Source organism: Neorhizobium sp. PAMB6716 (assembly GCF_058242805.1).
Genome location: NZ_CM177835.1, coordinates 2,222,448 through 2,249,077, shown reverse-complemented (window position 1 = coordinate 2,249,077; position 26,630 = coordinate 2,222,448). Strand labels below are relative to the sequence as shown.

The 26,630-nt window shown below is 63.3% G+C and carries 27 protein-coding genes and 1 pseudogene; 20 read left to right on the top strand and 8 right to left on the bottom strand.

Annotation, left to right across the window (positions count from 1 at the left end):
- Positions 1-117 precede the first annotated feature (117 nt).
- The 5 genes from AC4CWH_RS11010 (at position 118) to AC4CWH_RS10990 (ending at position 5,474) form a co-directional block, all read left to right on the top strand.
- Positions 118-879: a class I SAM-dependent methyltransferase gene (locus tag AC4CWH_RS11010; RefSeq protein WP_491318766.1), complete on the top strand. Its 762-nt coding sequence runs from the start codon at positions 118-120 to the stop codon at positions 877-879.
- 76 nt (positions 880-955) lie between these two features.
- Positions 956-3,499, top strand: a complete 2,544-nt coding sequence (locus tag AC4CWH_RS11005) for a heavy metal translocating P-type ATPase (RefSeq protein ID WP_491318765.1) — start codon at positions 956-958, stop codon at positions 3,497-3,499.
- On the top strand, positions 3,496-3,927 hold the full coding sequence (gene cueR / locus AC4CWH_RS11000) for a Cu(I)-responsive transcriptional regulator (protein WP_491318764.1): 432 nt from the start codon (positions 3,496-3,498) through the stop codon (positions 3,925-3,927). The genes AC4CWH_RS11005 and cueR overlap by 4 nt, the downstream gene beginning before the upstream one ends.
- 60 nt (positions 3,928-3,987) lie before the next feature.
- The gene (locus tag AC4CWH_RS10995; protein ID WP_491282064.1) at positions 3,988-4,194 is read left to right on the top strand and encodes a heavy-metal-associated domain-containing protein; all 207 of its coding nucleotides are present in this window, start codon (positions 3,988-3,990) and stop codon (positions 4,192-4,194) included.
- A 458-nt stretch (positions 4,195-4,652) separates the two neighbouring features.
- On the top strand, positions 4,653-5,474 hold the full coding sequence (locus AC4CWH_RS10990) for a galactosyl transferase (RefSeq protein WP_491321412.1): 822 nt from the start codon (positions 4,653-4,655) through the stop codon (positions 5,472-5,474).
- Positions 5,475-5,556: 82 nt separating this feature from the next.
- Here the strand turns inward: AC4CWH_RS10990 and AC4CWH_RS10985 are convergent, their stop codons facing one another.
- Positions 5,557-6,192: an outer membrane protein gene (locus AC4CWH_RS10985; RefSeq protein WP_491282063.1), complete on the bottom strand. Its 636-nt coding sequence runs from the start codon at positions 6,190-6,192 to the stop codon at positions 5,557-5,559.
- 235 nt (positions 6,193-6,427) lie between these two features.
- Here AC4CWH_RS10985 and AC4CWH_RS10980 point away from each other — a divergent pair, with 235 nt between their 5' ends.
- Entirely contained in the window at positions 6,428-7,918 is a 1,491-nt protein-coding gene (locus AC4CWH_RS10980; protein WP_491318763.1) for a protein adenylyltransferase SelO, read from the top strand.
- 71 nt (positions 7,919-7,989) lie between these two features.
- On the opposite strand, the gene AC4CWH_RS10975 is transcribed toward AC4CWH_RS10980, so the two are convergent.
- The 5 genes from AC4CWH_RS10975 to AC4CWH_RS10955 all read right to left on the bottom strand — a co-directional run bounded on the left by AC4CWH_RS10975 (position 7,990) and on the right by AC4CWH_RS10955 (position 14,142).
- Complete coding sequence (locus AC4CWH_RS10975) at positions 7,990-8,928, bottom strand: IS110 family RNA-guided transposase (protein WP_491318762.1); 939 nt, start codon at positions 8,926-8,928, stop codon at positions 7,990-7,992.
- A gap of 231 nt (positions 8,929-9,159) precedes the next feature.
- On the bottom strand, positions 9,160-10,311 hold the full coding sequence (locus AC4CWH_RS10970; protein ID WP_491318761.1) for a catalase family protein: 1,152 nt from the start codon (positions 10,309-10,311) through the stop codon (positions 9,160-9,162).
- A complete protein-coding gene (locus AC4CWH_RS10965; RefSeq protein ID WP_491318760.1) occupies positions 10,308-12,593 on the bottom strand; it encodes a xanthine dehydrogenase family protein molybdopterin-binding subunit in 2,286 nt (761 codons plus the stop codon). The genes AC4CWH_RS10970 and AC4CWH_RS10965 overlap by 4 nt, the downstream gene beginning before the upstream one ends.
- Before the next feature lie 11 nt (positions 12,594-12,604).
- Entirely contained in the window at positions 12,605-13,621 is a 1,017-nt protein-coding gene (locus AC4CWH_RS10960) for an FAD binding domain-containing protein (RefSeq protein WP_491318759.1), read from the bottom strand.
- Positions 13,618-14,142, bottom strand: a complete 525-nt coding sequence (locus AC4CWH_RS10955) for a (2Fe-2S)-binding protein (protein ID WP_491318758.1) — start codon at positions 14,140-14,142, stop codon at positions 13,618-13,620. The genes AC4CWH_RS10960 and AC4CWH_RS10955 overlap by 4 nt, the downstream gene beginning before the upstream one ends.
- A 358-nt stretch (positions 14,143-14,500) precedes the next feature.
- Here AC4CWH_RS10955 and AC4CWH_RS10950 point away from each other — a divergent pair, with 358 nt between their 5' ends.
- Positions 14,501-15,094 carry a hypothetical protein gene (locus AC4CWH_RS10950; RefSeq protein WP_491318757.1) on the top strand — a complete coding sequence of 198 codons (594 nt, stop codon included), beginning with the start codon at positions 14,501-14,503 and terminating at the stop codon, positions 15,092-15,094.
- Positions 15,095-15,416: 322 nt separating this feature from the next.
- Positions 15,417-16,793 carry a DNA-packaging protein gene (locus tag AC4CWH_RS10945; RefSeq protein WP_491321411.1) on the top strand — a complete coding sequence of 459 codons (1,377 nt, stop codon included), beginning with the start codon at positions 15,417-15,419 and terminating at the stop codon, positions 16,791-16,793.
- 75 nt (positions 16,794-16,868) lie between these two features.
- On the opposite strand, the gene AC4CWH_RS10940 is transcribed toward AC4CWH_RS10945, so the two are convergent.
- On the bottom strand, positions 16,869-17,006 hold the full coding sequence (locus AC4CWH_RS10940) for a hypothetical protein (RefSeq protein ID WP_491318756.1): 138 nt from the start codon (positions 17,004-17,006) through the stop codon (positions 16,869-16,871).
- 338 nt (positions 17,007-17,344) lie between these two features.
- On the opposite strand from AC4CWH_RS10940, the gene AC4CWH_RS10935 reads away from it, so the two are divergent.
- The 10 genes from AC4CWH_RS10935 (at position 17,345) to AC4CWH_RS10890 (ending at position 23,857) form a co-directional block, all read left to right on the top strand.
- Complete coding sequence (locus AC4CWH_RS10935; RefSeq protein WP_491318755.1) at positions 17,345-17,992, top strand: hypothetical protein; 648 nt, start codon at positions 17,345-17,347, stop codon at positions 17,990-17,992.
- Positions 17,993-18,121: 129 nt separating this feature from the next.
- On the top strand, positions 18,122-19,300 hold the full coding sequence (locus AC4CWH_RS10930) for a phage portal protein (RefSeq protein ID WP_491318754.1): 1,179 nt from the start codon (positions 18,122-18,124) through the stop codon (positions 19,298-19,300).
- Positions 19,301-19,394: 94 nt separating this feature from the next.
- Positions 19,395-19,658: a CopG family ribbon-helix-helix protein gene (locus AC4CWH_RS10925; RefSeq protein WP_491318753.1), complete on the top strand. Its 264-nt coding sequence runs from the start codon at positions 19,395-19,397 to the stop codon at positions 19,656-19,658.
- Positions 19,658-19,957: a type II toxin-antitoxin system RelE/ParE family toxin gene (locus AC4CWH_RS10920; RefSeq protein WP_491318752.1), complete on the top strand. Its 300-nt coding sequence runs from the start codon at positions 19,658-19,660 to the stop codon at positions 19,955-19,957. The genes AC4CWH_RS10925 and AC4CWH_RS10920 overlap by 1 nt, the downstream gene beginning before the upstream one ends.
- 249 nt (positions 19,958-20,206) lie before the next feature.
- Positions 20,207-20,530: a DUF6107 family protein gene (locus tag AC4CWH_RS10915; protein WP_491318751.1), complete on the top strand. Its 324-nt coding sequence runs from the start codon at positions 20,207-20,209 to the stop codon at positions 20,528-20,530.
- Between the two features lie 74 nt (positions 20,531-20,604).
- A complete protein-coding gene (locus AC4CWH_RS10910) occupies positions 20,605-21,177 on the top strand; it encodes an HK97 family phage prohead protease (RefSeq protein WP_491318750.1) in 573 nt (190 codons plus the stop codon).
- Positions 21,178-21,181: 4 nt separating this feature from the next.
- Positions 21,182-22,471 (top strand): phage major capsid protein, encoded by a 1,290-nt coding sequence (locus AC4CWH_RS10905; protein WP_491318749.1) that lies wholly within the window; start codon positions 21,182-21,184, stop codon positions 22,469-22,471.
- An 86-nt stretch (positions 22,472-22,557) separates the two neighbouring features.
- Positions 22,558-23,127, top strand: coding sequence for a head-tail connector protein (locus tag AC4CWH_RS10900; RefSeq protein ID WP_491318748.1), 570 nt, complete (start codon positions 22,558-22,560; stop codon positions 23,125-23,127).
- On the top strand, positions 23,127-23,462 hold the full coding sequence (locus AC4CWH_RS10895; RefSeq protein WP_491318747.1) for a phage head closure protein: 336 nt from the start codon (positions 23,127-23,129) through the stop codon (positions 23,460-23,462). Before AC4CWH_RS10900 ends, AC4CWH_RS10895 begins: the two co-directional genes overlap by 1 nt.
- A complete protein-coding gene (locus tag AC4CWH_RS10890) occupies positions 23,459-23,857 on the top strand; it encodes a DUF3168 domain-containing protein (protein WP_491318746.1) in 399 nt (132 codons plus the stop codon). Before AC4CWH_RS10895 ends, AC4CWH_RS10890 begins: the two co-directional genes overlap by 4 nt.
- Here AC4CWH_RS10890 and AC4CWH_RS10885 read toward each other — a convergent pair.
- Positions 23,832-25,052: an MFS transporter gene (locus tag AC4CWH_RS10885; RefSeq protein ID WP_491318745.1), complete on the bottom strand. Its 1,221-nt coding sequence runs from the start codon at positions 25,050-25,052 to the stop codon at positions 23,832-23,834. The genes AC4CWH_RS10890 and AC4CWH_RS10885 overlap by 26 nt on opposite strands.
- Before the next feature lie 774 nt (positions 25,053-25,826).
- Between AC4CWH_RS10885 and AC4CWH_RS10880 the strand changes: the two genes are divergently transcribed.
- Positions 25,827-26,234 (top strand): phage major tail protein, TP901-1 family, encoded by a 408-nt coding sequence (locus tag AC4CWH_RS10880; protein ID WP_491318744.1) that lies wholly within the window; start codon positions 25,827-25,829, stop codon positions 26,232-26,234.
- A pseudogene (locus AC4CWH_RS10875) lies at positions 26,234-26,572 on the top strand (gene transfer agent family protein); the annotation flags it as partial. The gene AC4CWH_RS10880 and the pseudogene AC4CWH_RS10875, both read left to right, overlap by 1 nt.
- Positions 26,573-26,630: the final 58 nt, after the last annotated feature.

The following is a 26,630-nucleotide window of genomic DNA, read 5'->3' as shown; positions in this document are numbered from 1 at the left end:
GTGCCACCATGCCTGCGGCGGGCCTGTCACCAGAACACGGCTCGACATCTCCCGCAAAACCGCTTGTGTTCCGCCCGGCGTTTTCGCACAACCGTGCCACACGCCCGCCGGTTGCCGATGAACACGATTCGCCAAATTCCCATTCTTGCCGCAATCCTTGCCCAGCTGGTGGCGGGGGTGGCGACGTTTGGCCTGGCGTTTCTGCTGGCAGGCTTTTGGGTGCCTGAAACGGCCCTGCTGGTGCTGGTTGCGGTGCAGGCGTTTTTGGCGGCGGGGGTTAGTTATTTATTGCGCCTGCAGGTGTGGTGGCTATGGATCGCGGCGCTGTTTCCGCTTGCCCTTTACCTCGGGCTGAACCTTCACGATGTGCCCGCCTGGCCGTTCGGGCTGGCCTTTGTGGTGCTTTACCTGTTTTTTTCCAACACGGCGCGCGAGCGGGTGCCGCTTTACCTCAGCAACCGGCAAACGGCGCAGGCGCTCTGCCAGTTGATGCGCGACCGGGGTGCACACCGCTTCATCGATCTCGGCTGCGGTTTTGGCGGTGTAGTGCGCACTGTCGCCGGCAATGGTTATACGGCAAGCGGCGTCGAGACGGCACCGATGGCGTTCTTGATTGCCCGCGTGCTTTCCAGCCTGAAGCGGCGCGGCACTATTGTTCGCCGGGATCTCTGGACGGTCAATCTGTCGGATATGGATGTCGTCTACACCTTCCTGTCGCCCGAGCCGATGCCGGCGCTTTACAGGAAGGCAAAAGCCGAGATGAAACCCGGCAGCCTTCTCGTCTCCAACAGCTTTGCCGTGGAGGGCATCGAGCCGCACGAAGTCTGGGAGCTTCCCGACCGGCGCCGCACGCAGCTTTTTCTCTACCGCATGGGGTGAGTTTCTGCGCCCTGTGCCCTTGACCTTCCCATGATGGGAAGCCCTACATGGGGTGGGTAACATGAGGACCCCCGCCATGACTGCCATTTCAGCCGCACCCGCTCGCCATCCCCCGCAAGACCCGATCGTCATTGCCGTGGAGGGGATGACCTGCGCCTCCTGCGTGCGCCGCGTTGAAATGGCGGCCGGCAAGGTGGAGGGAGTGGCCTCCAGTGCGGTGAATTTTGCAACCGAAAGCCTGACCGTGGAGCCCGGCGCCGGCTTTTCCGCCGAAAAGCTGGCCGCCGCCATTCGAAAGGCCGGTTACGAGCCGAAGGCGGAGCAGATTTCGCTGACGCTTGCGAACGTGCCCGACGCGCCGGCGGCGGCCCGGCTTCAGGCCGTGCTGATGGCGGTGCGCGGTGTCGTTTCCACAGAAATCGAGGTGGGGCGCGCAGAGATTTCTGTCGACATGTTCGGGCGCGACGGCAAGCGGGCGTTGACTTCAGCCTTGACGGCGGCGGGCTTTGCCCTTGCAGCGCCAGGGGGTGCCGCCGGGCCGCAGGCGGGAGGGACGGCCGGGCATCCGGCAGAGGGCCACGCGCATAACCATCATGACGAGGATGCCGGCATCCTCAAGCGCGATCTGGCGATTGCCGGCGTGCTGACGCTGCCGCTGTTCGTGCTGGAAATGGGCGGCCATCTTTATCCACCCTTCCACCACGCGCTGATGGGGGCCGTGGACCAGCAGGTGCTTTATTATGTCTACGCGGCGCTCTCCACCGGCGTGATTTTCGGGCCGGGCTGGCGGTTCCTCAAGGCGGGAATTCCAGCGCTGTTGCGCGGCCATCCGGAAATGAATTCGCTGGTCGCGGTCGGCGTGACGGCGGCCTATCTCTATTCGCTGGTGGTGACGTTTTTGCCCGGGCTTTTGCCGGAACAGTCCCGCTTTGTCTATTACGAGGCGGCAACCGTCATCGTGACGCTGATCCTGCTCGGCCGGCTGCTGGAGGCGCGGGCCCGCGGGCGCACCGGCCTTGCCATCCGCCGGCTGATGGGCCTGCAGGCAAAAACGGCACGGGTGGAGCGCGACGGGCAAACCTTTGATATCCCGACCGACGAGGTCATGGCCGGCGATATGGTGATCGTGCGGCCGGGCGAGCGTGTGGCGGTGGATGGCACGGTTCTCGACGGGGCCTCCAATATCGACGAATCGATGATTTCCGGCGAGCCGCTGCCGGTGGAAAAGACGGCGGGTTCACCGGTGACCGGCGGCACGATCAATGGCAGCGGCAGTTTTCGGTTTCGCGCCGAAAAGGTCGGGGCCGAGACGGTGCTCTCGCAGATCATTGCGCTGGTGGAAACGGCACAAGGCGCAAAGCTGCCGATCCAGGCGGTGGTGGACCGGGTGACCGGCTGGTTCGTGCCGGCGGTGATTGCGGTGGCCTTGCTCACCTTCGCCGTCTGGCTGATGGTGGGACCGGAGCCTGCCTTGCCGCATGCACTGGTGGCAGCCGTTGCAGTGCTGATCATTGCCTGCCCCTGCGCCATGGGGCTTGCAACGCCGACGTCCATCATGGTTGGCACCGGGCGCGCGGCAGATCTTGGCGTTCTGTTTCGCAAAGGCGATGCGCTGCAGGCGCTGGCGGGTGTCACCACCGTGGTTCTCGACAAGACCGGCACGGTGACGCAAGGGCGCCCGCAACTCACGGATATTCTGGTGACCGGCGGCTTCGAGGCGGATGCGGTTCTTGCGAAGGTTGCCGCCGTCGAGGCACGCTCGGAACATCCGGTGGCAGAGGCGATCGTCGCGTCTGTCAAAGCCCGCGGACTTATGATCGCTGAGGCTAAGGCGGTGAAGGCCGAACCCGGTTATGGCATCGAGGCTGAGGTGGAGGGGGTGATCGTCTGCATCGGGGCTGATCGTTTTATGGAAAAACTCGGGCTTTCGGTGGCTGAGTTTTCGCACATGGCGGCGCGGCTGGGCGATGAGGGCAAGACGCCGCTTTATGCGGCGATCGGCGGCAGGCTGGCGGCGATCCTCGCCGTTGCCGATCCGCTGAAGCCGACGAGCGTGGAAGCGATTGCGCAGTTGAAGGCGATGGGTCTATCGGTTGCCATGGTGACCGGCGACAATGCCCGCACGGCCAATGCCATTGCCCGTCAGGTCGGCATAAACCATGTCGTGGCAGAGGTTCTGCCGGCCGGCAAGGTGGAGGCGATCCGGGATCTCCGGGCCGCTGAGGGCGGGGCAGGCCCGGACAAAAAGATCGCCTTCGTCGGTGATGGCATCAATGATGCGCCGGCGCTGGCCTTTGCCGATATCGGCATTGCGATCGGCACAGGCACGGATGTCGCCATCGAAAGCGCCGATGTGGTTTTATCGAACGGTGCGCTGACGGGCGTTGTGTCGGCCATCGCCGTCAGCCGTGCCACGATGAAAAACATTCGCCAGAACCTGTTCTGGGCGTTTGGCTACAATGTGGCGCTGATCCCGCTTGCTGCCGGCGCGCTTTATCCGAGCTTCGGCATTCAGCTGTCGCCGATGATCGGCGCCGGCGCCATGGCGCTCTCCAGCGTTTTCGTTCTCTCCAACGCGCTCAGGCTGAAGCGCCTTGCCGTGCAGAAAGAGGTTGCATGAATATCGGGCAGGCATCCGGCGCATCGGGCGTTTCCGCCAAGATGATCCGTTATTACGAGGAGATCGGGCTGATCCGGCCGAGCGCCCGCACGGCCAACAATTACCGGGTCTACAGCGACGGCGACGTGCATGTGCTGCGTTTCATCAAGCGGGCGCGCTCGCTCGGCTTTTCGCTGGAGGAAACCGAACGCCTGCTGGCGCTCTGGCAGGACCGGGAGCGGGAAAGTTCTGCCGTCAAGGCGGTGGCGACAAGCCATATCGAGGATCTGGAACGGCGCATCGGCGAGATGCAGGCGATGGTGAAAACGCTCAAACATCTCGCCCATTGCTGCAGCGGCAATGCGCGGCCCGATTGCCCGATCCTCGAAGATCTCGCCGGTCATGCGGCGCCTGAAACACCCGCCGAAGCGCCGGCGAAAAAAGGTTGACCTTCCCATTATGGGAAGGGTTAGGACCTGATTGACACGACAAGACAGGAGACATCGACCATGACAACGACATTCCTCGTGCCCGACATGACCTGCGGCCATTGTGAGAAGGCGGTCAAACAAGCACTCGACGAGGTGCTGCCGGGCGTACCCGTTGCGGTGGACCTTGCCCAGCACCGGGTGAGCCTTGAGGGCGGCAATGCCGCGGTTGCGGAAGCTGCCATTCGCGATGCGGGTTATACGCCACAGAAACTCGCCAACGCCTGACAGGGTTTGTCGCCGACGGGTGGCGGTTCTCTTATCCCGAGGGGCCTTTGCCGCCGTCTTTAAGTTTGCCCCCGAACGGGAGTGTCAGAGCGCCTGTTCGCCCCCCTTTACGATCCTCCTAGGACGGCCGAGGCCTGCAATCTTAGGCAGGGGTGAGCGCGCTTGAAAATCGCGCCAGAATAGAAATTCTATTCTGGCATGATTTTGACGCATTTGAGCCGCTTCATCTGGCCGCTTCAGGTAGGATATTCCAATGCACGTATCCTGCGGCGAAGCGCAACCCATCGTTGGCGCCTGATATCGCCAATGCTGTTCAGAAGCAGACAGGCTGTTGCCGTCGGTGCGCATGTGCGCCGGCGCCGATTTTTTCGTGGCCGCCTGTCGCCTTCGCAAAACCTGGGGGAGTGCCTATGGTTGATGTCCTGCAGACCCGCGAAAATCCCGCAATCCTGGCGCCGATGCCCCGGTTTGCCGAGGGCAAGACGGTGGCCTTTATCATTCCGGTGCGCCATCCCGCCAATGCCCGGGACTGGCCGCGCCTGATGGAACGGCTGAAGCAGACGATGCGGTCCATTTCTGCGCAACGCTCTAATCGCTGGACCGGCGTCATCGTCGCCAATCGCGAGGCCCGCCTGCCGGACCTGCCGCCGGGTTTTGTGGCGGTGCGTGTCGATCTGCCGCCCAATCCGCTCTACGAAATGGATCCTTCCAACCGCGAGGCGATCTATGAGGCGGTGCGCACCGACAAGGGCAAACGGGTGCTATCGGGCATGCTGGCGGCCCGCGGCGCGCGTTTCCTGATGGTGGTCGACGACGACGATTTCGTCAGCCGCGACCTTGTCTCCTTTGCCGACACACACCGGGATAGCAATGGCTGGTATGTCGAACACGGTTATCTGTGGACGGAAGGCAGTTCCTTCCTGATGCGGCGCGGCGCATTCAACAGGCTTTGCGGCACCTCGCATCTGGTGCGGGCTGACCTTTATGACCTGCCGGAGCGCGCCGAAGAGGCGTCGATCGACTGGGTGAAGGCGATGATGGGAAGCCATATCAAGATCGAGGATATTTTGCGCGCGCGCGCAAGTGCCCTTCAACCGCTGCCGTTTGCGGGGGCGATCTACCGTGTCGGCCATGGTGAGGCGCACAGCCGCTCCAAGGGTGTGTTGCGGGCACATCTTCTCAACCGCGAGACGCTAAAACATCCGGCCCGCCTGCTTGCTAATGCGCGGGCGCTGACACGCCTTGATGGCGCGCGCCGGCAGGAATTCGGCATGGACTGAGAAACGGCGTGTTGCCGGAATTTCGGCACAAAAAAACCGGGTCTGGAAAACCAGACCCGGCACTGTTTTCAAGATCAGATGATCAGAACTTGACGCCGAGGCCGACATTGACCACGTGCTGGTCGAAATCGACGTTCGTGCCGGCAATGTTCTTGTCGCCGTAATCGTTGTAACGGTATTCCAGACGGCCGAACATCTTGTCGGTGAAGGCGTAATCGACGCCACCGCCAACGGTCCAGCCGCTGAAGGTCTTGTCTTCATCGACGCCTGCGCCATCGACGTAACCGTTGGTGGCCGTCCAGCCGCCGGCTGCGAAGATGACAGCGCGGTCCATGGCGTAACCGACGCGGCCACGAACGGAGCCCGAGAAATCGGTGCCGACATCGGCGCCGGCAACGGTTTCTTCGTTCCAGTCGTAGTTTACGTCGCCTTCGAGGCCGAGCAGGAAGCCGGAGGACATTTCCCAGTTATAACCGACGAAACCACCGATGCGGCCGCCGTCAAAGTCTTCCGAACCGTTGACACCGCCGGAAAAGTCGCCGTTGCCCCAGCCGTAACCGCCGAGAACACCGATATACGCGCCGGTCCAGGTGAAGGCCGGTGCGGCAACTTCCTGAGCCACAGGCGCCTGCGGTGCTTCGTAAATGGCATCAGCGGCAAAGGCAGCGGACGAGCCGAAGAGTGCGACACTCGATGCGAGGAAGAGGATCTTTTTCATGGTGCATTCCCTTTTTTGAAGACAAGGGGGCATGTAGTGCATGAGAGAGAAAAAGCTGTAGCTAAAATACAACAGAGTATCAGCAATGCTCGAAAACGCGCCGGTCGCCCAAGAAAGAGGCGGTAGCGGAAGTATGGCAAGACGCCTTGCGGGCGGCTTTGGCGACCCCATATCGTGACGGAAACCAGACGGCAGCGGCTGTTCTCTAAAGCCTGCGCCGACAAGGAGCAAAACATTGTTTAAATTTGATAATTCCTATGCGCGCCTGCCGGAAAAATTCCATGCGGCAGTCTATCCGGAGGCAGTCGAAGGGCCGGCCCTGATCAAATTCAATGGGGCGCTGGCAAAAAAATTGCAGCTTGCGCTGGACGCTGACGACACCGGGCGACTGGCGGCAATTTTTTCCGGCAATGTCTTGCCTTCGGGCGCCGAGCCTCTCGCCATGGCCTATGCGGGCCACCAGTTCGGCAATTTCGTGCCGCGGCTGGGAGATGGCCGCGCGATTCTTCTCGGCGAAGTGGTGGACACTGACGGGGTGCGCCGCGACATCCAGCTGAAGGGGGCAGGGCCGACGCCGTTTTCGCGCCGGGGCGACGGGCGCGCCGCACTCGGGCCGGTGCTGCGCGAATATATCGTCTCCGAAGCGATGGCGGGGCTTGGCATTCCCGCAACCCGGGCACTGGCCGCCGTTGCGACCGGCGAGGGGGTTCAGCGCGAAACGGTTCTGCCGGGTGCTGTCTTCGTGCGGGTGGCGGCAAGCCATGTGCGCATCGGCACGTTCCAGTATTTTGCCGCGCAAGGCGATACGGAAGCGCTTCGCACGCTCGCCGATTACGTTATCGACCGGCATTATCCGGCGCTGAGAGAGGCGGACAATCCCTATCTCGCCCTGCTTGATGCCGTCTCGATGCGCCAGGCAAACCTGATTGCGCGCTGGCTTGGCGCAGGTTTCATCCATGGCGTGATGAACACCGATAATATGACGATCTCAGGCGAGACGATCGACTTTGGCCCCTGCGCCTTTCTTGACGAGTATGATCCGATGAAGGTGTTTTCCTCCATCGACCAGCAGGGCCGTTATGCCTATCGCAACCAGCCGGGCATTGCCCAATGGAATATCGCGCGACTGGCCGAATGCCTGCTGCCGCTGCTCGATCCCGACGAGGAAAAGGCGGTGGAGGCGGCAAATGGCGTGCTGAAGGCGTTTGGCGAACGGTTCCAGGCGGCCTGGCTGGATGTGTTCAGAAGGAAGATCGGCATTGCCGGGACGCCCGAGCCCGGCGACGCCGAACTGGTGCAGGACCTGCTGGCCGCCATGCATGCCGGGCGCGCCGATTTTACGCTGACGTTTCGCCGGCTGACGAAGCTCGCGCTTGCCGATGCGAAGGGCGGCGACGACAAGGCTCGGCTGGATGCGGAAGCCGCCTTCCTCGAAGGTTTTGCCCCCTGGGACAAGGCGGAAAGCTGGCTGCCGCTCTGGCGCGCCCGGCTGGGCGACCAGGCAGGCGATGCGGGTGCCCTGATGCATACGGTCAACCCAGCGCTCATCCCCCGCAACCATCGCATCGAGGAAGCGATCGTGGCCGCCATGGCCGGCGATCTCCAGCCGTTCGAGACGCTGGTGGCAGCCGTTGCGGAGCCTTACGAGGACCGGGCGGAGTTTGAGGCGCTGACACAGGCGCCACGTGACGAGGAACGGGTGCTTCGGACGTTTTGCGGGACGTGATTGTAGGTGTGCGAGGGGAAAAGAGGCCCTAACCCTCGCCCCGCAAGCGGGGAGAGCGACTGTCTTTGCAGTCAAGCGTTTTGCCATGGTTTTTGGTCCCGGATGATGGCGTTGAGCATGGTGAGGAGTTTGCGCATTGTGGCGACGATGGCGACGATGGCGACGATCTTGGGTTTGCCGGCTGCGACGAGACGGTCACGAAAGGCTTTGAGCACGGGGTTGTGCCGGCTGGCGACGAGGGCTGCCATGAACAGCACGGCCCGCACTTTGCCCCTGCCGCCGCCAATGAAGCTCTTGCCTTTCCACGTGCCCGATTGTCGGGTAAAGGGTGCCAGACCCGCAAGCCATGCGATCTGACGTCGATCGAGACTGCCCAGTTCCGGCATCTCGGCGAGCAGCGTGCGAGCGGTGGCGGGCCCCACCCCCGGCACCGATGTCAGCAGCTGCTCGCGCACCCGCCACAGCGGCGACTTGCGGATATGTTCATCGAGATCGGCGTCGAGACTTTCCAGCTCGCGCTTGAGGGCTTTCAGCAACCGCGTAATGCTCTTCTGGGCCTCTTTCGCCAGAACCATGCGCGCCCGGTTTTCCTCGGCCACGATCATCTGGACGATCTGCCGCCTACGGGCCACAAGTGCCGACAAAGCCTGGGTTTCCAAGTCTTTGAGTGGTCTCAGCTCTGGCTGGGTCGCAATCACGAAAGCGGCAATCACTGCCGCATCGATCGGATCTGTCTTGGCGCGACGGCCGATCGCATTGGCATAGGAACGCACCTGCGCCGGATTGACCACGAGGACGGCAAAGCCCGCCGAAGACAGCGCCGCCACCGCCAGCATCTCAAACCCGCCGGTTGCTTCCATGGCAACGGCATCGGCTTTGATCGATTGCAGTCGCGAGACCAGATCTTCGACGCCCGCATGCGTATTTTCCACCGCAAACGTCACACCGGATGGCGCCACGGCGATATCCAGACGATCCTTCGAAACATCGATCCCAACAACGATATCCATCTTTTCCCATCCTTGCCTAAACGGACTTTGCCTGCGCAAGCGGTCCTGGCGACTGTTCGGGTTCGATGGAACGGCGGACGAAGACCCTTGCTCTCCCACGGGCTTGGTGTCCCAAAGGTTTGTCGGTCTCCCATCCGCCACCGCATCGGGCAGTACACACCCAAATGCGGCTATTGGGAAGTTACAAGGGTTAGGGTGAGGGGCAGCAGGGCAGGTTGCGAGGTCGGCCGATCAAGGAAACACCCGTGCCCCCGTTTCCTCCACCACGCTTGCGGGTGTGCTTGACGCAAACGGGCAGGTGATGGGTTCGGTGACGGCTGTGGGGTTACGCTCCGAGCGGAAGGCGGCGGAGCGGGTGTAGGCGAGTTTGCGCAGGCGCATGATCTGGCCGAGCGGCTGGTGGGCGCCAAGGCCGTTCCAGGGGGAGAATTTCATGCCGTCATCCACCTGTCGTGAGCGTTCCTCGCTCCAGGCGGTCTGCGGGCCGGCGGTGATGGTGGCCACGGTGACATAGGGGCTTTTGTCCTCGTCCCACGGTGTCATCGGTTCCTCGACCGGGGTGGATTTGAGATCGGTCGCAAGTTGCACCTGGAGATGCCAGACGGCGGTTTCGGTTTCGAAAAATTCCTCGATGAGGTGGCGGAATGTTTCGGGGTCGTTTGCCACATCGACGCTTTGATCGATCAGCGCTATCAGGTTGTCCGAGGCCGGGACGACGCCGAGTTTGGCGATATAATCACCGTAACGGACGGGCACCTGGGTGAAGAAACTTTCGCCGAGCATATGGGTGAGCGGCTGGCCGCCCATGACCTTCAGGGTGGTGTTTTCGTGGCCGATGGTTTCCAGTGCTCCTTCGATGCCGCGCAGCACCTTGGAGAGAAGTTTCTTGGCGCCTTCCACGCGGTCGGTGGTGGCAGACAGAAGCTTCAGGCTGCCGAGAAAGGCTTCGCCGCTTGGCGAATTGAACACCTTGCCGTTGACCATGACAAAGTCCTGCGAGCGCGAGCGTTCCGAACCGGGCAAGCGTTCGCCCTCGACATCGAGGATTTTGAGCGCCATGCCGCGCGGGGCCGAGACGCTGTCATGCAGGATATCGCCCGGCGTGGTGGAGAGGCGCAGGATCGCCTCATAGGTGCCGGGATGGGAAAACAGGCCTTGCGCCAGCTGCGGCGGCAGGTTGTCCAGAATCTCGACTTCGGCGGCAAGGAGGCCATGGCTCTTGGCGTGGACGGCGCGGATGGCATGGGCGCTGTCGGCATAGGTCTTGTAGGAGATCGACAGCATGGTCTCGGCCAGCGCTTCGGCGAGCTGCGGTTCGTCGGGGCTGATATCCTCGACATCTTGTGTGTATCGCAGCGGATTTTGCGGGATCGGGCGGGTCATTCGGCGGCCTCCTTGGCGTAAAACACCTTGTCGATGGTCATGGGCAAATGGCGCACGCGGGTGCCGGTGGCGTGATAAATGGCGTTGGCAACGGCAGCGGCGATGCCGACAATGCCGATTTCGCCCAAGCCCTTGACGCCGATCGGGCTTGCCTTGTCATCGTGTTCTTCAACGAAGATCACCTCGATGTCGTGGATATCGGCATGGACGGGCACATGATATTCGGCAAGATTGTGGTTCATGATGCGCCCGGTGCGGTGATCCACCATGCCTTCTTCATGCAGCGCCATGCCGATGCCCATGACGACGCCGCCGAGGATCTGGCTGCGGGCGGTTTTGGGATTGAGGATGCGGCCGGCGGCAATTGAGGTGACGACGCGGGTGACGCGGATGACGCCGAGTTCCTCATCGATCATCACCTCCACAAAATGGGCGGCATGGGTGTAGCTGACGAATTTTTTCGCCTGCTGCTGGTCAGGGGCGACCTTGGCCTCTTCCTCGATGAAGGAGAGATTTTTGGAGGCCATGATATCGGCGATGGCGACGCCGACCTGATCGTTGATTTCAAGGACAAGACGGCCGTCGCGGATGGCGGTCTGGGCGACGGTGATGAGCCTGTCGAAGGGGGAGGTGTCCATCTCTCTGGCGTGATCGAGCAGGGTCTGGCGCACGGCGGTGGCGGCGGCAGCGACAGCCGAACCGCTGGAGGCGGCCGTCCACGAGCCGCCTTCGACCGAGGTCTGGGGAAGGCTGCTGTCGCCGATCCTGACGGTGACGTTTTTGGGGTCGGTGCCAAAGGCTTCGGCGCCGATCTGGGCAAGGATCGTATAGGTGCCGGTGCCGATATCGGAGGCGGCAGCGGAGACCGTGACGCTGCCATCGACGTTCAGCCGTGCCTTGGCGGCAGCGTTTGTCAGCTGTGCTTCCCAGACGCCGGTTGCCATGCCCCAGCCGACGAGATCCTGCCCGTCATGCATGGAGCGCGGGGCATGCAGGCGCTTTTCCCAGCCGAACCGCTCGGCACCCTGCCGGTAACAGGCGTGCAGCGCCTTGGAGGTGAGCTGCAGGTCCTTGTTCTGGTCGACATGGACGAAATTGCGCACGCGCATTTCCAAGGGATCAAGGCCGATCTGGTAGGAGAGTTCGTCAATCGCCGATTCCAGCGCAAAAACACCGGTGGCGGCACCGGGCGCGCGCATGTCTCCGGGGGTGGAGACGGTCATTTCCGCCAGTTCATAGGTGAGCGTGACGTTGTCGCATTTGTAGAGAAGGCCCGACCAGTTGACGACGACCTCCTGGTAATCCTCGTAAAGCGAGGTGGCCTGTACGGCGTGGTGGAGGATGGCGGTGAGGTGGCCGTTTTCATCTGCGGCCATCTTGACCGTCTGGACGGTTGCCGGGCGCCAGGTGAGATAGAACATCTCGCGGCGGCTAATCTCCAGCTGCACCGATTGTTTCAGGTCAAGCGCTGCCATGGTGGCGAGGAACAGCTGGTGTTTGGGGCGCAGGCCCGAGCCGAAGGCGCCGCCGACATAGGAGTTGAAGACGCGGACATTTTCGGGCTTCAACTCGAAGATGCCGCAGACATAACCCTGGCTGTTCTGCGAGCCTTGTGTCTTGTCATGAATGGTGAGGCGCCCGTCGCCTTCGTAGAGCACGGTGGTCGCGAAAAGCTCCATCGGGTTATGGTGCTCGCCTTCCAGCGTATAGTCCGACGATACCTTGAAGGGGGCTGCTGCAAACGCCGCGTCGGCATCACCGCGCGGAGAGGGCGGCGGGGCGATGCCGGAGCGCTTTTCCTTCGGCACGTAGGATTTTGCGCTCTCGACCTCGATGCTGGTGTGCGGCTGATCTTCCTCGTAAGCGATGCGGATCAGCGCGGCTGCATCGCGGGCAGCCTCGAACGTGTTTGCGATAACGAAGGCGACCGGCTGTCCGTCAAAGAGGACATGGTCGTTTTCGAGGGGGCGGAACGGGTGGCCGGGAAGGGCGACTTCATCCTTCCAGGCGCTATCCCACCAGGCGGTGCGCGGCCGGTTTTCGTGGGTGTAGATCCTGATCACACCGGGAAAGGCTGCGGCATCGGCGGTATCGATGCGGGTGATACGGCCGGCTGCGATGGTGGCAAGCGCCACAAAACCGTGCAGCATGCCATATCCCTGATGCTCGGCGGCATAAGGGGCGGTGCCGGTGACTTTCAGCGGTCCGTCAATGCGCGACAGCGGAAAACCGATGACGCGATCTGCGGTTTCAAGCGGGCCGGTTTTGGTTTGTATGGTCATGGGTGTTCTCCTCAGCGCACGCGCTTTTGCGACTGTACCTGCGGGCGGCCGGAGGCGGCCTGCATGAGGGCGCGCGCGATGGCTTTCTGGGCCATGGGGATCTTGAAATCATTGTGGCCCTGGCCTTCAGCACCCATGAGAAGGCGCGCGGCAAAGGCCTCGAAGGTTTCGCGGGTGGCGGGTTGGCCGGAGAGTTCTGCTTCGGCCAGCGGATCTCGCCACGGCTTGTGGGCAACGCCGCCGAGCGCCACGCGGGCGTCGAGGATCGTGTCGCCATCAAGATCGAGCGCTGCGGCAACCGAGACCAGCGCGAAGGCATAAGACAGCCGGTCGCGCAGTTTCAGATAGCTGTGATGGGCAGCAAAGCGGCCACCTTCGACACGGATGCCGGTGACGATTTCGCCCCGTTGCAGCGTATTGTCAAGCTCCGGATGATCGCCGGGGAGGCGGTGGAAATCGAGGAAGGGGATGGTGCGGGCACCGGTGGGGCCGGTGACCTCGACCGTTGCATCAAGCGCTGCCAGTGCCACACACATGTCTGACGGGTGGGTGGCGATGCAGGCCTCGGACGCGCCGAGAATGGCGTGGATGCGGTTGATGCCGCCAATGGCGGAACAGCCGGAGCCGGGCTCGCGCTTGTTGCAGGGGGTGGAGGGATCGTAGAAATAATAGCACCGGGTGCGCTGCAAAAGGTTGCCGCCGGATGTGGCGGCGTTGCGCAGCTGCGGCGAGGCGCCGGCAAGGATGGCGGACGACAGGAGCGGCACGTCCTTTGCGATGCGCGGATCATAGGCCACCTGGCTGTTTGTGGTGAGGGCGCCGATGCGATAGGCGCCATCCTCCAAAACCTCGATGTCCTTCAGCGGCAGGCCGTTGATATCAATGACGGCGCTGGGCTGGGCGACATCGTATTTCATCAGGTCGACGAGGTTTGTGCCGCCGGCGAGAAGCTGGGCGGTGGGTTCTGCGGCAAGGGCTGCCACGGCATCGGAAATTCCTGTCGGGCGCAGATAGCTGAACTGTCTCATTCGGCGGCCTCCCGGATGGTATCGCGACCTTCAGCGCCCATGACATCCTCGATCGCATCGGCGATGTTGGTGTAGGCGCCGCAGCGACAGAGATTGCCGCTCATCAGCTCGCGGATTTCTTCGCGCGAATGGGCATGGCCTTCGGAGAGAAGGCCGGCGGCGGAACAGATCTGGCCCGGCGTGCAATAACCGCACTGATAGGCGTCGTGTTCGACAAAGGCTTTTTGCAGCGGATGCAGATGATCCGGCGTGCCGAGCCCTTCGATGGTGGTGATTTCCGTGCCATCAAGGCTGACGGCGAATTTCAGGCAGGAATTGATCCTGACGCCATCGACCAGAACGGTGCAGGCACCGCACTGACCGTGATCGCAACCCTTTTTGGTGCCGGTGAGATGTAACTGGCCGCGCAAAAGATCGAGCAGCGTGACGAAAGGCGGGATATCGAGCGAATGGCTCGTTCCATTGATGGTGAGCGTGACGGGTAGGGTGGGAGAGGGCGCGCGGGCCGGGCCGAGATCCATGGACTTTTCCTTTGCGTGCGGGTCTGCGCTTGAAGCGGTTGACTGGCAGAACGGCAGGTCCGGCGCGATTGTTCCGATGAAGCTGCGGTGGATGCCTCGAAGCTGCCGATAAAACTTTCCGTGATAGGAAAATAATCCTTGACGGCGTGACGGTGGTTTGATAGTGTCTGGGCATAGTCGAAGAAATGCGACCGGCCGCAGACGCCGGGCGCCAAACACCTCCAGTCACGGCCTTCAGGTTTTCCCAGACCTGGGGCCGTTTTTTTATCCTGCAGTTTCAGCAATGGCAGACGCGGGCAGGTTTTTGCCGGCGGCTGCATTCGGCTGTCTTTGCGACAATGAAGAGGGACTTCTCGTGATGCAGGATTTTGCGGCGGTGGATCTTGCGCTGTTCGGCTGTTTTGACGGCGAGGCGGTGCGCGCAACGTTTGCCGTGGAGACGGCAGCGGAAAAGGCAGAGCGGGTTCTGCTCGAGAAGAAGTCGGCGGATGCGCTGGCGGCAGCCGGCGAGGGTTCTGGTGCCGAGGAGCTTCGGCTGCTGCTGGACGAGATGACACGCGAGATGCGGGCGCAGTTTCTGGCGTTTCGGGCGCTTCGTTCGGCGGCCGAAGAGACGACGGCCGGCGCTGAGGGAACCGACGATGCGGCGCAGAAGCTGGCGCGGGCGGACCTGAAGGCGGCAACCGATGCGATGTCGCTGATCGTGCGCACGCTGGAAAAGGTCGACAGCCTGCAGCGCCAGCTGGCGCGCGACCGGGCAGCAGACGCGGAGCGGCAAGCGGACGAGGGCGGTTATGAAGAAGCCATGCGCACGGTCGAGGCGCTTATCGAGGCGCGGGCGAGCGAACGGGCTGAGGCGCGGTTTGTGGAATGGCAGCGCACCGGGCGCGCTGATGGCGGCGAGCCAGGCAGTGCGGCTTGGGCCATACCCGGTGGTGCTGACAGCGGATGAGCAGAGATTGCTGGATGCGGTGCTGGACCTGATGGCCGAACATGGGCGGGACATGGCGACGGTGAAGGACGGTTGGCAGGAGGAGGCGGCGGCGATCATCACCGGCCGGGACTTGGTGCAGGAAATGGGTGCGGCGCGCTCTTTGGCAGCCATGCCTCCGGCAAGCCCTGCTCTGGTGCTTGGCGACGAACCGGCAGAGGGTGTGGTTCAGACGGCGGTGGCGGCTGAGACGCCGACGGCCGAGACTCCGCAGGCGGTGGTGACTACGGTGACGGCCCAGACGGCCCAGACGGTTCAGACGCAGACGGCGCAGGCGGCGGCGATGGCGGGGCTCCAAATTCCCGGATCGGCTGGCCGGCTTCCCTTCAGCGGTGCGACTGAAACGGATGGCGCGGTTTTGGGTCTGCGGCTTCCGGCCATCATAGAGCGGCATGCGCTGCGTGTGCAGCGGGACTGGGAAGTAGCCGGACGCGACGACCAGAAGCCGCCGGAAGGGGACTGGCGCACCTGGCTGATCATGGGCGGGCGCGGATCCGGCAAGACGCGGGCGGGCGCCGAATGGGTGCATCAGCTGGCCAGTGCCGGCGCCCGCTCCGACATCCGCATTGCGCTGGTGGCGGAGACGCTGGGCGATGCGCGCGAGGTGATGATCGACGGTGTCTCCGGCATCTGCCGGATTGCCGGCAGCCATGCGCCGGATTTCGAGATTACGCGCCGGCGGCTTGTGTGGCCGAACGGGGCGGTGGCGCAGATCTTTTCCTCCGAGGATCCGGAGAGCCTGCGCGGACCGCAGTTTCATTATGCCTGGTGCGATGAACTGGCCAAATGGAAGCATGCGCAGGAAACTTTTGACATGCTGCAGTTCGGCCTGCGGCTGGGGCACGATCCGCGCCAGCTGGTGACAACGACGCCGCGGCCGGTGCCGATCCTGAAACAGCTGATCGCCGACCCCGGCACGCGGCTGGTCAAAATTTCGACGCGCGACAATGCCCGGAACCTGGCGCCCGGTTTCATGACCGCGCTGGAAGGGCGTTATGGCGGAACGCGCCTCGGACGCCAGGAACTGGACGGCGAGCTGATCGAGGACCGCGCGGATGCCTTGTGGAAACGGGCGCAGATGGAGGCCTTGACGCAGCGCGCAACGGGTGCGCTTGGCCGTATCGTGGTGGCGGTCGATCCGCCCTCGGGCATGGGGGCCAATTCCTGCTGCGGTATTATCGTGGCGGGCCTTGAGACGGGGGTGCTGGCCGACGGCGGCACGGCGCCCAAGGGCGGCGTCAGCGGTCAACGGGCGGTGGTGCTGGCGGATTGTTCGGTCGAGGGGTTAAGTCCCTCCGGCTGGGCACTTGCGGTAGTAAAGGCGTTCCACCGGTTCGGCGCCGACCGGGTGGTGGCGGAGGTTAACCAGGGCGGCGAGATGGTGGCGGCGATGCTGAAAAGCATCGACGAAAAACTGCCGCTGACGCAGGTGCGGGCAACGCGCGGCAAGTTTTTACGCGCGGAACCGGTGGCCGCTCTTTACGAACAGGGGCGTGTGCTGCACGCGGCGCGCTTTCGCGAGATGGAAGACCAGATGTGTGATTTTGGCCCGGACGGGCTTTCCTCCGGGCGTTCTCCCGACCGGCTGGATGCCCTGGTCTGGGCGCTGACGGCGCTGATGCTGGAGGGGTTTGCCGAGCCGCGCGTGCGCGGGTTGTGACAGGCGGCGGATCCTTGCATCAACAAAACGGCCCGCGGTGAGGCGGGCCGGAAATGCATGATCAGAGGTTGGAAATCAGCGGGCCGGGACCGGCACGGCGGCGCTTTCGCGCATCTGCTTCCATTCCTGTTCCAGACGTTCGACCAGATGCTGGGGGATCTGCTGCTTGGTGCTTGCTGCACTGCCTGCGGCGGGTACTGTCTGCTGCATCATCATGATCTCCTTCTGGTGACTACGGGGCTGGTGACTACGGGGCTGGTGACTGCCGGGCCATATAACGAGCCTGTTGCGCTTAGGTTCCATAACGTTAGCTGCTTGTAAAGAACGACTAAACGCCTAAACCGATTAGCAAAATTAAAAATCGATTGAAATTTTCACCGAATGCTGCGCTGCGGCATATGCCTTGAAACGAGACAGCGATCTGACCAAGAACAAGGCAGTTCCCGTCCCGCAATGGGGCGTGCATTCAAAAGCGAATGTGGCATCATGGTTGCGGCGCGGGGCGCCGCACGACCCTGCATGAGGCAGGCGCGATCAAGGGGATGGGACCAATGATCAACCAGACGTTTTTCTTCTATCACATTGCCGATACGCTGTTCAAAACAGGCATGTCTCCTGCCCAGGGAGAGGGGCTGGAGGCCATTCTCTCCTATTGGCAGGCAAAGCTGCCTGACGGCGACGACCGCTGGCTGGCCTATGTGCTGGCGACCGCCTATCACGAGACGGGGGCTGCCATGCAGCCTGTGAGCGAGAACCTGAATTATGGCGCGCCGGGCCTGTTGAAGACCTTTCCGCGATACTTTTCGCCGGCAGATGCCGCCGCTTATGCCCGCAAGCCGGAAAAGATCGCCAACCGCGCCTATGCCAGCCGGCTGGGCAATGGCAGTGAGGCAAGCGGCGATGGCTGGCGGTTTCGCGGGCGCGGCCTGGTGCAGATCACCGGGCGGGCGAACTATCGGACCTATGGTATCGAGAACCAGCCGGATGCGGCGCTGGAGCCCGAGACGGCCATCGGCATCCTCTTCGACGGGATGATCCACGGACGGTTTACGGGCAAATCGCTGGGCGACTTCTTTAACGCCACCAACGAGGACTGGCGCGGCGCCCGCCAGATCATCAACCGCATGGACCGCGCCGATGACGTGGCCCGTTATGCGCGCGGCTTCTACGCGGGCATCAGCTACACGCTGGCGGCCTGACGGTTTTCGCAATCCTGCCCGTCGCGACATCGCGGCGGGTTTGATGGACCGCGCAGGCAGGAGCCTTGGCCGCTGACGATTGTCAGTCGGCCGGAACAGACCATCCTTCTCCAAAAAGAGAGAGCTTCCATGACATCGATGTTTTCCCTGCCGTGGCGGCGCGCCGCGGTGGACAGGCGCGTGGGCGAGACGCCGGTATCGGACGTGAAGGCGCACGGCGGCGGTTTTGCCATCGTGTCCGGTGAGGGCGTGGCGCACTGGTCCGGCCGCTCTTACGGGGCGCTGTCGCGGGCGGGGTTCATGAAAAACCCGGTGGTTTACCGCGCCATCCGGATGATTTCGGAAGCGGCAGCCTCCGTGCCCTGGCTTGCTTATGAGGGCGACCGGGAGATGAGCGCGCATCCGGCGCTGGCTCTTCTGGCGCGGCCGAACCCGCGTATGGGTGGGCCTGATTTTTTCGAGATGCTCTACGGCCATCTGCTGCTTTCCGGCAATGCCTATGTGGATGGCGTGCTTCTGGGGACCCGGCCTGCCGAGCTTCATCTGCTGCGGCCCGACCGGGTGAGCGTGGTGGTGGGGGCGGACGGCTGGCCAGTGGCCTATGATTATCGCGTGGGCGGTACCGTGCGGCGTCTGTCTACCGGCGGGGAAGATGGGCCGGGGCTTTTGCATCTCAAACTGTTTCACCCGCTCGACGACCATGGCGGGTTTTCGCCGCTGGGCGCTGCAGGGGCTGCCCTTGACCTGCACAACGCCGCCGCAAGCTGGAACAAGGCGCTTCTCGACAATTCGGCGCGTCCCTCCGGCGCGCTTGTTTATCAGCCGAAGGAGGGCGGCAATTTGTCTCCCGACCAGTATGAGCGGCTGCGGGCGGAACTGGAAAACGGCTATAGCGGGGCGGTGAATGCCGGGCGACCGCTTCTGCTCGAAGGCGGGCTGGACTGGAAGGCGATGGGGCTTTCGCCAAAGGACATGGATTTTATCGAGGCGAAAAATGCCGCCGCCCGCGACATTGCACTTGCCTTCGGCGTGCCGCCGATGCTGCTCGGCATTCCCGGCGACGCCACCTATGCCAATTATCAGGAGGCCAACCGGGCCTTTTACCGGCTGACCGTGGTGCCGCTTCTGATGCGCATAGCGGCAAGCTTTTCTGCCTGGTTTTCAGAGATTTACCGGGATCGGTTGAGCCTTCGCCCGGATCTGGACCAGGTGCCGGGGCTGGCGGGAGAGCGCGATGCGCTGTGGGCGCGGGTGGGCGCTGCCGACTTCCTGACGGACGAGGAAAAGCGCCAGGCGGTGGGCTATTGAAGGCATGCCGGGCCTGCTCGCGAAAGCTGGTCTTGAGGCTTGCAGGGAGAGGGCGTATTCTCTTGTAATACGGCGTATGACAGAGGAGCCCGTCATGAGCGACAAACCCGTGCTTTCCGACCCGATCACCCTTCGCGTGCCGGAGGATATTCTGGCCGAGGTGGAGGAAATCGCCAAGGCCACGGAGCGCAGCCGCAGCTGGGTGATCGTTCGGGCGCTGAAATATTATCTGATGGCGGAGGGGAATGACATTCTCCAGATCCTGAAGGGCGAGGAGCAGATCCGCAACGGTGAATGTAGCGATGCGGAGGACGTGTTCGACGAGTTGCTCGGCACGTCCAGATCCGATGCCGCCTGATGCGTATCATCCTGTCGAAGAGCGTCCGGCAGTTTCTGCGACGGGAGCGTGATTATCTGGAGAGCCAAAATCCGCGCGCGGCGGTGATGATGCTGCAGCGGCTGCGGGAAAGTCTAAGGACGATCGGGGATTATCCCGGTCTCGGTGCGCCGCTGCCCTTGCCGGGCCGGCGGCGGTTCGTTTCCGGCGATTACGTGATCGACTACCGGGTCGACGCCAAGAGCATCCTGATCTCGCATATGCGCCATGGGCGCCAGCTGGACCCGGACCTGAGCCGGGATGATGACGTGGCCGACTGAGGCGACGATGTCGGTTGGACACGCGCGGATGCTTGTCTGCGGGGGAGGGCGGACGTCTATCAAATGTACGCCCTGACTTACGCGTTGAATCAACTTCTGAACATGCGGACTCAACCTGTCAGGAACGGGCCGCAGCATCCCTGAAATTGCAGGTTTTTTTAGAAACGCGCCGGCTTTGTCCGGCAGCGGCGGGGAACGCGTGTGCGCCGTTTGCAGCTGGGTACTCATCGAAAAATCATGAGGTGAAGAATGGCGGACCTTGGCCATGATGGCGGCCTGATGGCTGCAAAGGTGATCGGCGCGACCGCCGGCGCCTGGGTGTCGCTCGTTTATATGTTGCCGCAGGGGCGGCGCGAGGCGGCGAGCCGGTTTCTAACCGGGCTTTCCTGCGGGCTGATTTTTGGCGGGCCGGCAGGGCTTTGGCTTGCCGCGCGGCTGGGGATTGGCGGGCAATTGTCGCCGCTGGAGATGACGCTGACGGGATCGGCAGCGGCCAGCCTTTGCGCCTGGTGGGTGCTGGGTGCTGTCTCCCGCATTGCCAGCCGCTACGAGGCACGATCCGGCGACAGCTGAAGTTTCGGCTTCGTGCCGTGACCTGCCGGTACGGGCGACGGCGCTTTTTATCTGAAAAAATTCGGGAGAATTTCATGCACGTTTATCGCGGGCCGCGGCCCAATGCGCGCAAATTTGCCAGCCTCGAACTGTCCGGGCTTGGCGGCGACGGCACGTTTTCCGGTTATGCCAGTGTGTTTGGCGAAGTGGACCTCGGCAAGGACACGATCGAGCGCGGCGCCTTTGCCAACTCTCTGGTGGAGCGCAGCGCGCCCGGCGTGCGCATGCTCTACCAGCACGATCCGAACGAGCCGATCGGGCGCTGGACGACCATTCGCGAGGATAGCCGCGGGCTTTATGTCGAGGGCGTGCTGTCGGCCGGCGTTGCCCGGGCGCGCGAAGTGTTTGCGCTGATGAAGAGCGGCGCGCTGGACGGGCTCTCCATCGGCTTTCGAACGGTGAAGGCGAGAAGCGACGCCAAGACCGGCGTGCGGCGCATTCTGGAAGCCGATCTCTGGGAAATTTCCGTCGTGACCTTTCCGATGCTGCCATCGGCAAGGGTCTCCGACGTCAAACACGCGCGGTTCTTCCGCGACAAGGAAACCGAACTCGTCCGCAGCCTGCGGCGAACGGCGAAACTGATGATGGCAACCAGCTTTAAGGGATGACGACATGACCGAGATGATGACGAAGGGCGAACCCGAGGCCGGGATCGGCCGGGCGAAAAAGATTGCGCCTGAAGTGAAGGCGGTGCCGGATACGGTGACGGCGGCCTTCGAGGAGTTCATGGAAGCCTTCGAAAGTTTTAAGGACGTCAATGACCGCAGGCTTGGCGAAATCGAGCAGAAGCTGACCGCAGACGTGGTGACACGCGACAAGATGGACCGCATCAACCGCGCCATGGACGACCAGAAGAAGGTGCTGGACCAGCTGGTGCTGAAAAAGGCGCGTCCGCCGCTGTCCGGCCGGGGCGAAACGGGGCTGGACGCGAGCGAACACAAGGCGGCCTTTGACGCCTATATTCGCCGCGGTGACGAGGGCGTGCTGCGCGAATTGCAGGCGAAGGCCTTTTCCGTCGGCACGGCTGCCGATGGCGGTTATCTGGTGCCGGCGGAAACCGACAGCGAGATCGGACGACGTGTCTCGGTGGTATCCCCGATGCGCGCACTTTCCAGCGTGCGCACGGTGTCTGCCTCGGTGCTGAAGAAGCCGTTTTCCACCACCGGGCTTTCCACCGGCTGGGTGGCGGAGACGGCAAGCCGGCCGCAGACCGCCACACCGGCGCTGGCGGAACTTTCCTTCCCCACCATGGAGCTTTACGCCATGCCGGCGGCAACCCAGGCGCTGCTGGATGATGCAGCCGTGGATGTGGAGGACTGGATTGCCGGCGAGGTGGACATTGTGTTTGCCGAGCAGGAGGGCGATGCCTTCATTCGCGGCGATGGCGTCAACAAGCCGAAGGGTTTTCTCTCCTACACGACAGTTGCCGATGCGAGCTGGAGCTGGGGCAATCTCGGTTATCTCGCAACGGGCGTGGCCGGCGGTTTTGCGGCGACCAACCCGTCTGACCTGCTGCTGAATGCCGTTTATGCGCTGAAGGCCGGGCACCGCCAGAATGCCAGCTTCATGATGAACCGCAAGACTCAAGGCGAAATCCGCAAGTTCAAGGATGCCCAGGGCAATTACCTCTGGCGCCCGCCGGCAACGGCAAACGAGCCGGCAACGCTGATGGGTTATCCGCTGGCGGAAGCAGAGGAAATGCCTGACATCGCCGCAAGCTCGCTGTCGATTGCCATCGGCGATTTCCGCGCCGGTTATCTCGTCGTCGACCGGGCGGGCGTGCGCATTCTGCGTGATCCCTATTCGGCCAAGCCTTACGTGCTGTTTTACACCACCAAGCGCGTCGGCGGCGGGGTGCAGAATTTTGAGGCGATCAAGCTCGTGAAGTTCGCGGTCAGCTGATTTTTCGGCTGACATCGCAACGATCCTGTCTGGCGGGCTTTTGTGCGGCCCGCCAGTTCTGCTGCACGATCAAAGGATTTCCTCCCATGACTTATGTGCTGACTGATCCGCCGCTCGCGGAGCCGCTGACGCTTGCCGAGGTGAAGGCGCATCTGCGCATCGACCATACGGACGAGGATACGGGCCTTCAGGCGCTGATACCAGTCGCCCGCGAACACCTGGAGCGGGCGACCGGGCTTTGCCTGATGGCGCAGGGTTTTCGCCTCATTCTGGACGACTGGCCGGAGACGGGCGTGATTCCGATTGCCAGGGGGCCGGTGCAAACCATTGACGACATTGTTTATTACGATGCGACTGGCACCGCCGTTCATGTATCGCTCGAAGGCCATGTGCTGGATGGGCGAAACCGGCCGGCGCGGCTGTGGCTGAAAAACCGGCCTTTGCCGGGGCGCGCGATAAACGGCATCGAGGTGATGTTTTCCGCCGGTTTCGGCGAGGCGGCAACCGACGTGCCGGGGCCCCTGAAGCGGGCGCTGCTGGTGCATATCGGCCATATGCATGCGTTTCGCGGCGTGCTCTCGCCAGACCAGCAGCCGGCGGGTATTCCCGATGGCTACGAGCGGCTGATTGCCGCCTATCGGCTGCGGAGGCTCTGATGGGCGCGCTGTTTCTCGACCCCGGCCAGAGGACGGCGCGGCTGACGCGCGAGGTGATGGTGGAAACGCCGGACGGGCAGGGCGGTACGACCGCGATCTGGCAAGCGGCAGACACGCTCTGGGCGCGGGTGGAACCGGTTTCGCATGCCGGTTCTGAGCTTGCCGGCGCCGAGCGGCAGGTTTTGGCGCACCGCATCTGGGTGGCGGCACAGGCGGGGATTTCTGCCGGGCAGCGCTTCCGCAAAGGCGTGCGGATCTTTGCCATCAAGCTGGTGCGCGATCCCGATGAAACCGGGCGTTACCTCATCTGCGACTGCGAGGAGGAGGCATCATGAGTGCGGAAAATGCGCTGATGAAGGCGGTTTATGCACGGCTTGCCGGCGATGCGGCGCTTGTGGCGCAGGTGGGTGCGGATGGCGTTCGCGACCGGCTGTTGCCCCGCATGCGCCTGCCGGCCATTGTGTTCGGGGAGATGGAGACGCGCGATTATTCGACCGCGACGGAGCCGGGCGCCGAGCATTTCTGGACCATCGAGATCTGGGCCGAGGGTGAAGGTCGGCGGGCCGCAGAAGTGCTGGCCGCGCGGGTGAGATTGCTGCTGGCCAATGCGGCGCTGACGCTCGACGGGTTCGTTCTGGTGAACCTGACATTTCAATCCAGCCGCAGCCGGCGCGAGCCGAAGACGAAGTTTTCGGTGATCGATCTCAGGTTTCGCGCGGTGACGGAGTAAGCACCGGCGAAACGGATCTCGCGAGCTTTTGAAGCTGGACCAGGAGGGCGATGACGATGGCGGAGAGGATTGCTGCAAGGCCAAGGGCCGCCGTGACGCCGGCCCCATCCATCAGCGCTGCAAAGGCGACGGGGGCAGCGGCAATGGCAAAATTCTGCGGCAGCGAGATGCGCGCCGATTGCAGGCCGAACTGCGCCGGCGAAAACACCGCGAGCGGCAGCACCGCGCGGGCCACCGCCATGATGCCGGAGCCAAGACTGTTCAACACGACAAAGGTGACGAGGAGCGGCGTAGACGCCGGCAGCGCAAGCAGCAGGATGAAGGATGTGAGCGTCAGCAGCATGCCCGACAGGGCCGTCAGCACCGGATTTCCGCGCCGGCCGAAGAGAAAATCGACGCCGCGCGCGAGAATGGCGAGCACGCCGCGCGCCATGCCGAGCTGCAGGGCGAGCGCCGGCGATGCACCCGACTGGTGCAGCAGTTGCAGGAAGGTGGCCGACAGGCCGAAGGACACGAAGGCGGCAATGGTGATGGAGGCGGCAATCAGCAGGAAGGCCAGACGGGTTTGCGCGGGCGACAGGGTAAGCGGCGGTTTTTCCTGTTCCGTTGCGAGTGTCGTTCGTGTGCCGGGTTTTGGTAGGGCAAACAGATGTAGCGGCAGGCAGACGAAAAGCTGCAGGCCTGCGAGCACCAGCAGCGTGTTTCGCCAGCCGATGGCATCCGCGAGCCAGGCGTTGACCGGCCAGAAGACGGTGGCGGAAAGCCCCGTAAAGATCATGGTGAGCGCGATGACGCGTTTTCCCTCCGTGCCCTCCCGCTCGACGATGGCGGCAAAGGCAGCGGTGGAGAGCGCCAGCGCCCCGCCCCAGCCGAACACCAGCCAGGTTGCCGCATAGGCGATCAGCGAATGGCAGGCGCTGAGGAGCAGCAGCCCGAGCGCCAGCCAGGCGGAGCCCACGGCCAGCACCCGCGCCGCACCATGACGCGCCAGCATGCGCCCCACAGTGGGGCCGGCAAGGCCGCTCATCAGCATCATGATGGTGAGGCCGGCAAAGATGACGGCATTGGACAGGCCAAGCTCTGCCCCGATGCGGGGCCCCAGCACCGCCGGCATATCAAAACTCGTACCCCAGCCGATGATCTGCGTGACGGAGACGACCGCGATCAGCCGGATGCGGCGCAAGGTGGGGGACATGGGGGAGGCTCCGGGGGGGCGGGGGGGAGAGGATGTAGGCAGTAGGCAGTGGCGAATAGCGAATAGCGAATAGCGAATAGCCGATGGATAAGGGTTAGCGGATTCGGGGTGGGGCGGGAACCGGGATTTTGGGATGCGGGGGGATGTGTGCTCCAGCAGTCCATGCGGTGATTTTGGTGAAGAAGCGTCTCCTTGTTTGGGGCACCGACGAAAGGTTGCCCCTCATCCCGCTGCCGCGACCTGCTCCCTGTTATGACTATGGCTTTCGCATTTGAAATAAGACCCTCTCTGCCCTGCCGGGCTGACCGGGGTCGAGCCACGGGTCTCGCCCCGTCCTTCGGACCCCCCACAAGGGGGGAGATATTGCGCGGCAAGCGTCCGGTCCCTGCATCAGAGGGTGCGGCCGGGGTAAGCCCTCCCCCTTGTGGGGAGGGTTTGGAAGGGGACTTGTCTCATAAGCGATCGTCTTGCCCTCAGGGCGGGGAGGGCTGGGGCGAGGGGCTCAACTATTGGTGTCGAATATGAATGTGCCCCTCATCCCGCTGGCGGCACCTCCCCGTCATGACGGGGAGAAGGGGCTCCGCGGATACCCGCCACCTCCATGTTGAAGCGTGAGGGCTTGGCAGCCGTGTCAACCTCTCCCGCTCAAGGGGGCTGCGCAGTGGCGGGCTTTTGGGATGCGGCGGAAGAATCGAGCAGCGCGCAGTGACGGGCAATCGTGAAACACGACAGCGCGGCGCGTGAAAAACCAACAGAACAATATGGAGAGATCGCATGGTGGCGCAGAAGGGTAAGGATCTGCTGTTGAAGGTGGACAATGCCGGCAGCTGGTTGACGGTGGCGGGGCTGCGGTCGCGGCGGCTGGCGTTTAATGCCGAGACGGTCGATGTGACGGATGCCGAAAGCGTTGGGCGCTGGCGCGAACTGCTGGCGGGGGCGGGCGTGCAGCGGGCGTCGCTTTCGGGCGGCGGCATTTTTAAGGACCAGGCGTCTGACGTGCTGGTGCGCGCGACGTTTTTTGCCGGCACGATCCTCTCCTGGCAGATGCTGATCCCCGCCTTCGGCACGGTGAGCGGGCCATTCCAGATTACGGCGCTCGAATATTCCGGCGATCATAACGGCGAAATCCGCTTTGAACTGGCGCTGGAATCGGCGGGCAGCCTGACGTTTGGAGCGCTCTGATGGGCAGGGTTTTGCACGACGAAAATGTCGGCCGGGCCAACCGGCGCCGGGGCGAGATCGAGGCGGTGATTGATGGCGAAAGGCGGATTCTCTGCCTGACGCTTGCAGCCCTTGCCGAGTTGGAGACGGCGTTTGCCGTCGATGACCTGACGGGGCTTGCGGCGCGGTTTGCCGAGGGGCGGCTGCGCGCGCTCGATCTGGCCCGCATCCTTGGCGCCGGTCTTCGCGGCGGCGGCAATGTTTTGTCCGACGAGGAGGTGGCGGCGATGAGTATCGAGGGAGGAATATATGCCTATGCCCGCGTCGTCGCCGACCTTCTGGCGGCAACCTTTGGCGGTGCGGAGGATATGGGGGGCGGTGGGCCGGGGGCCGCAAGTGCCGCAGGTGCGCCAATGG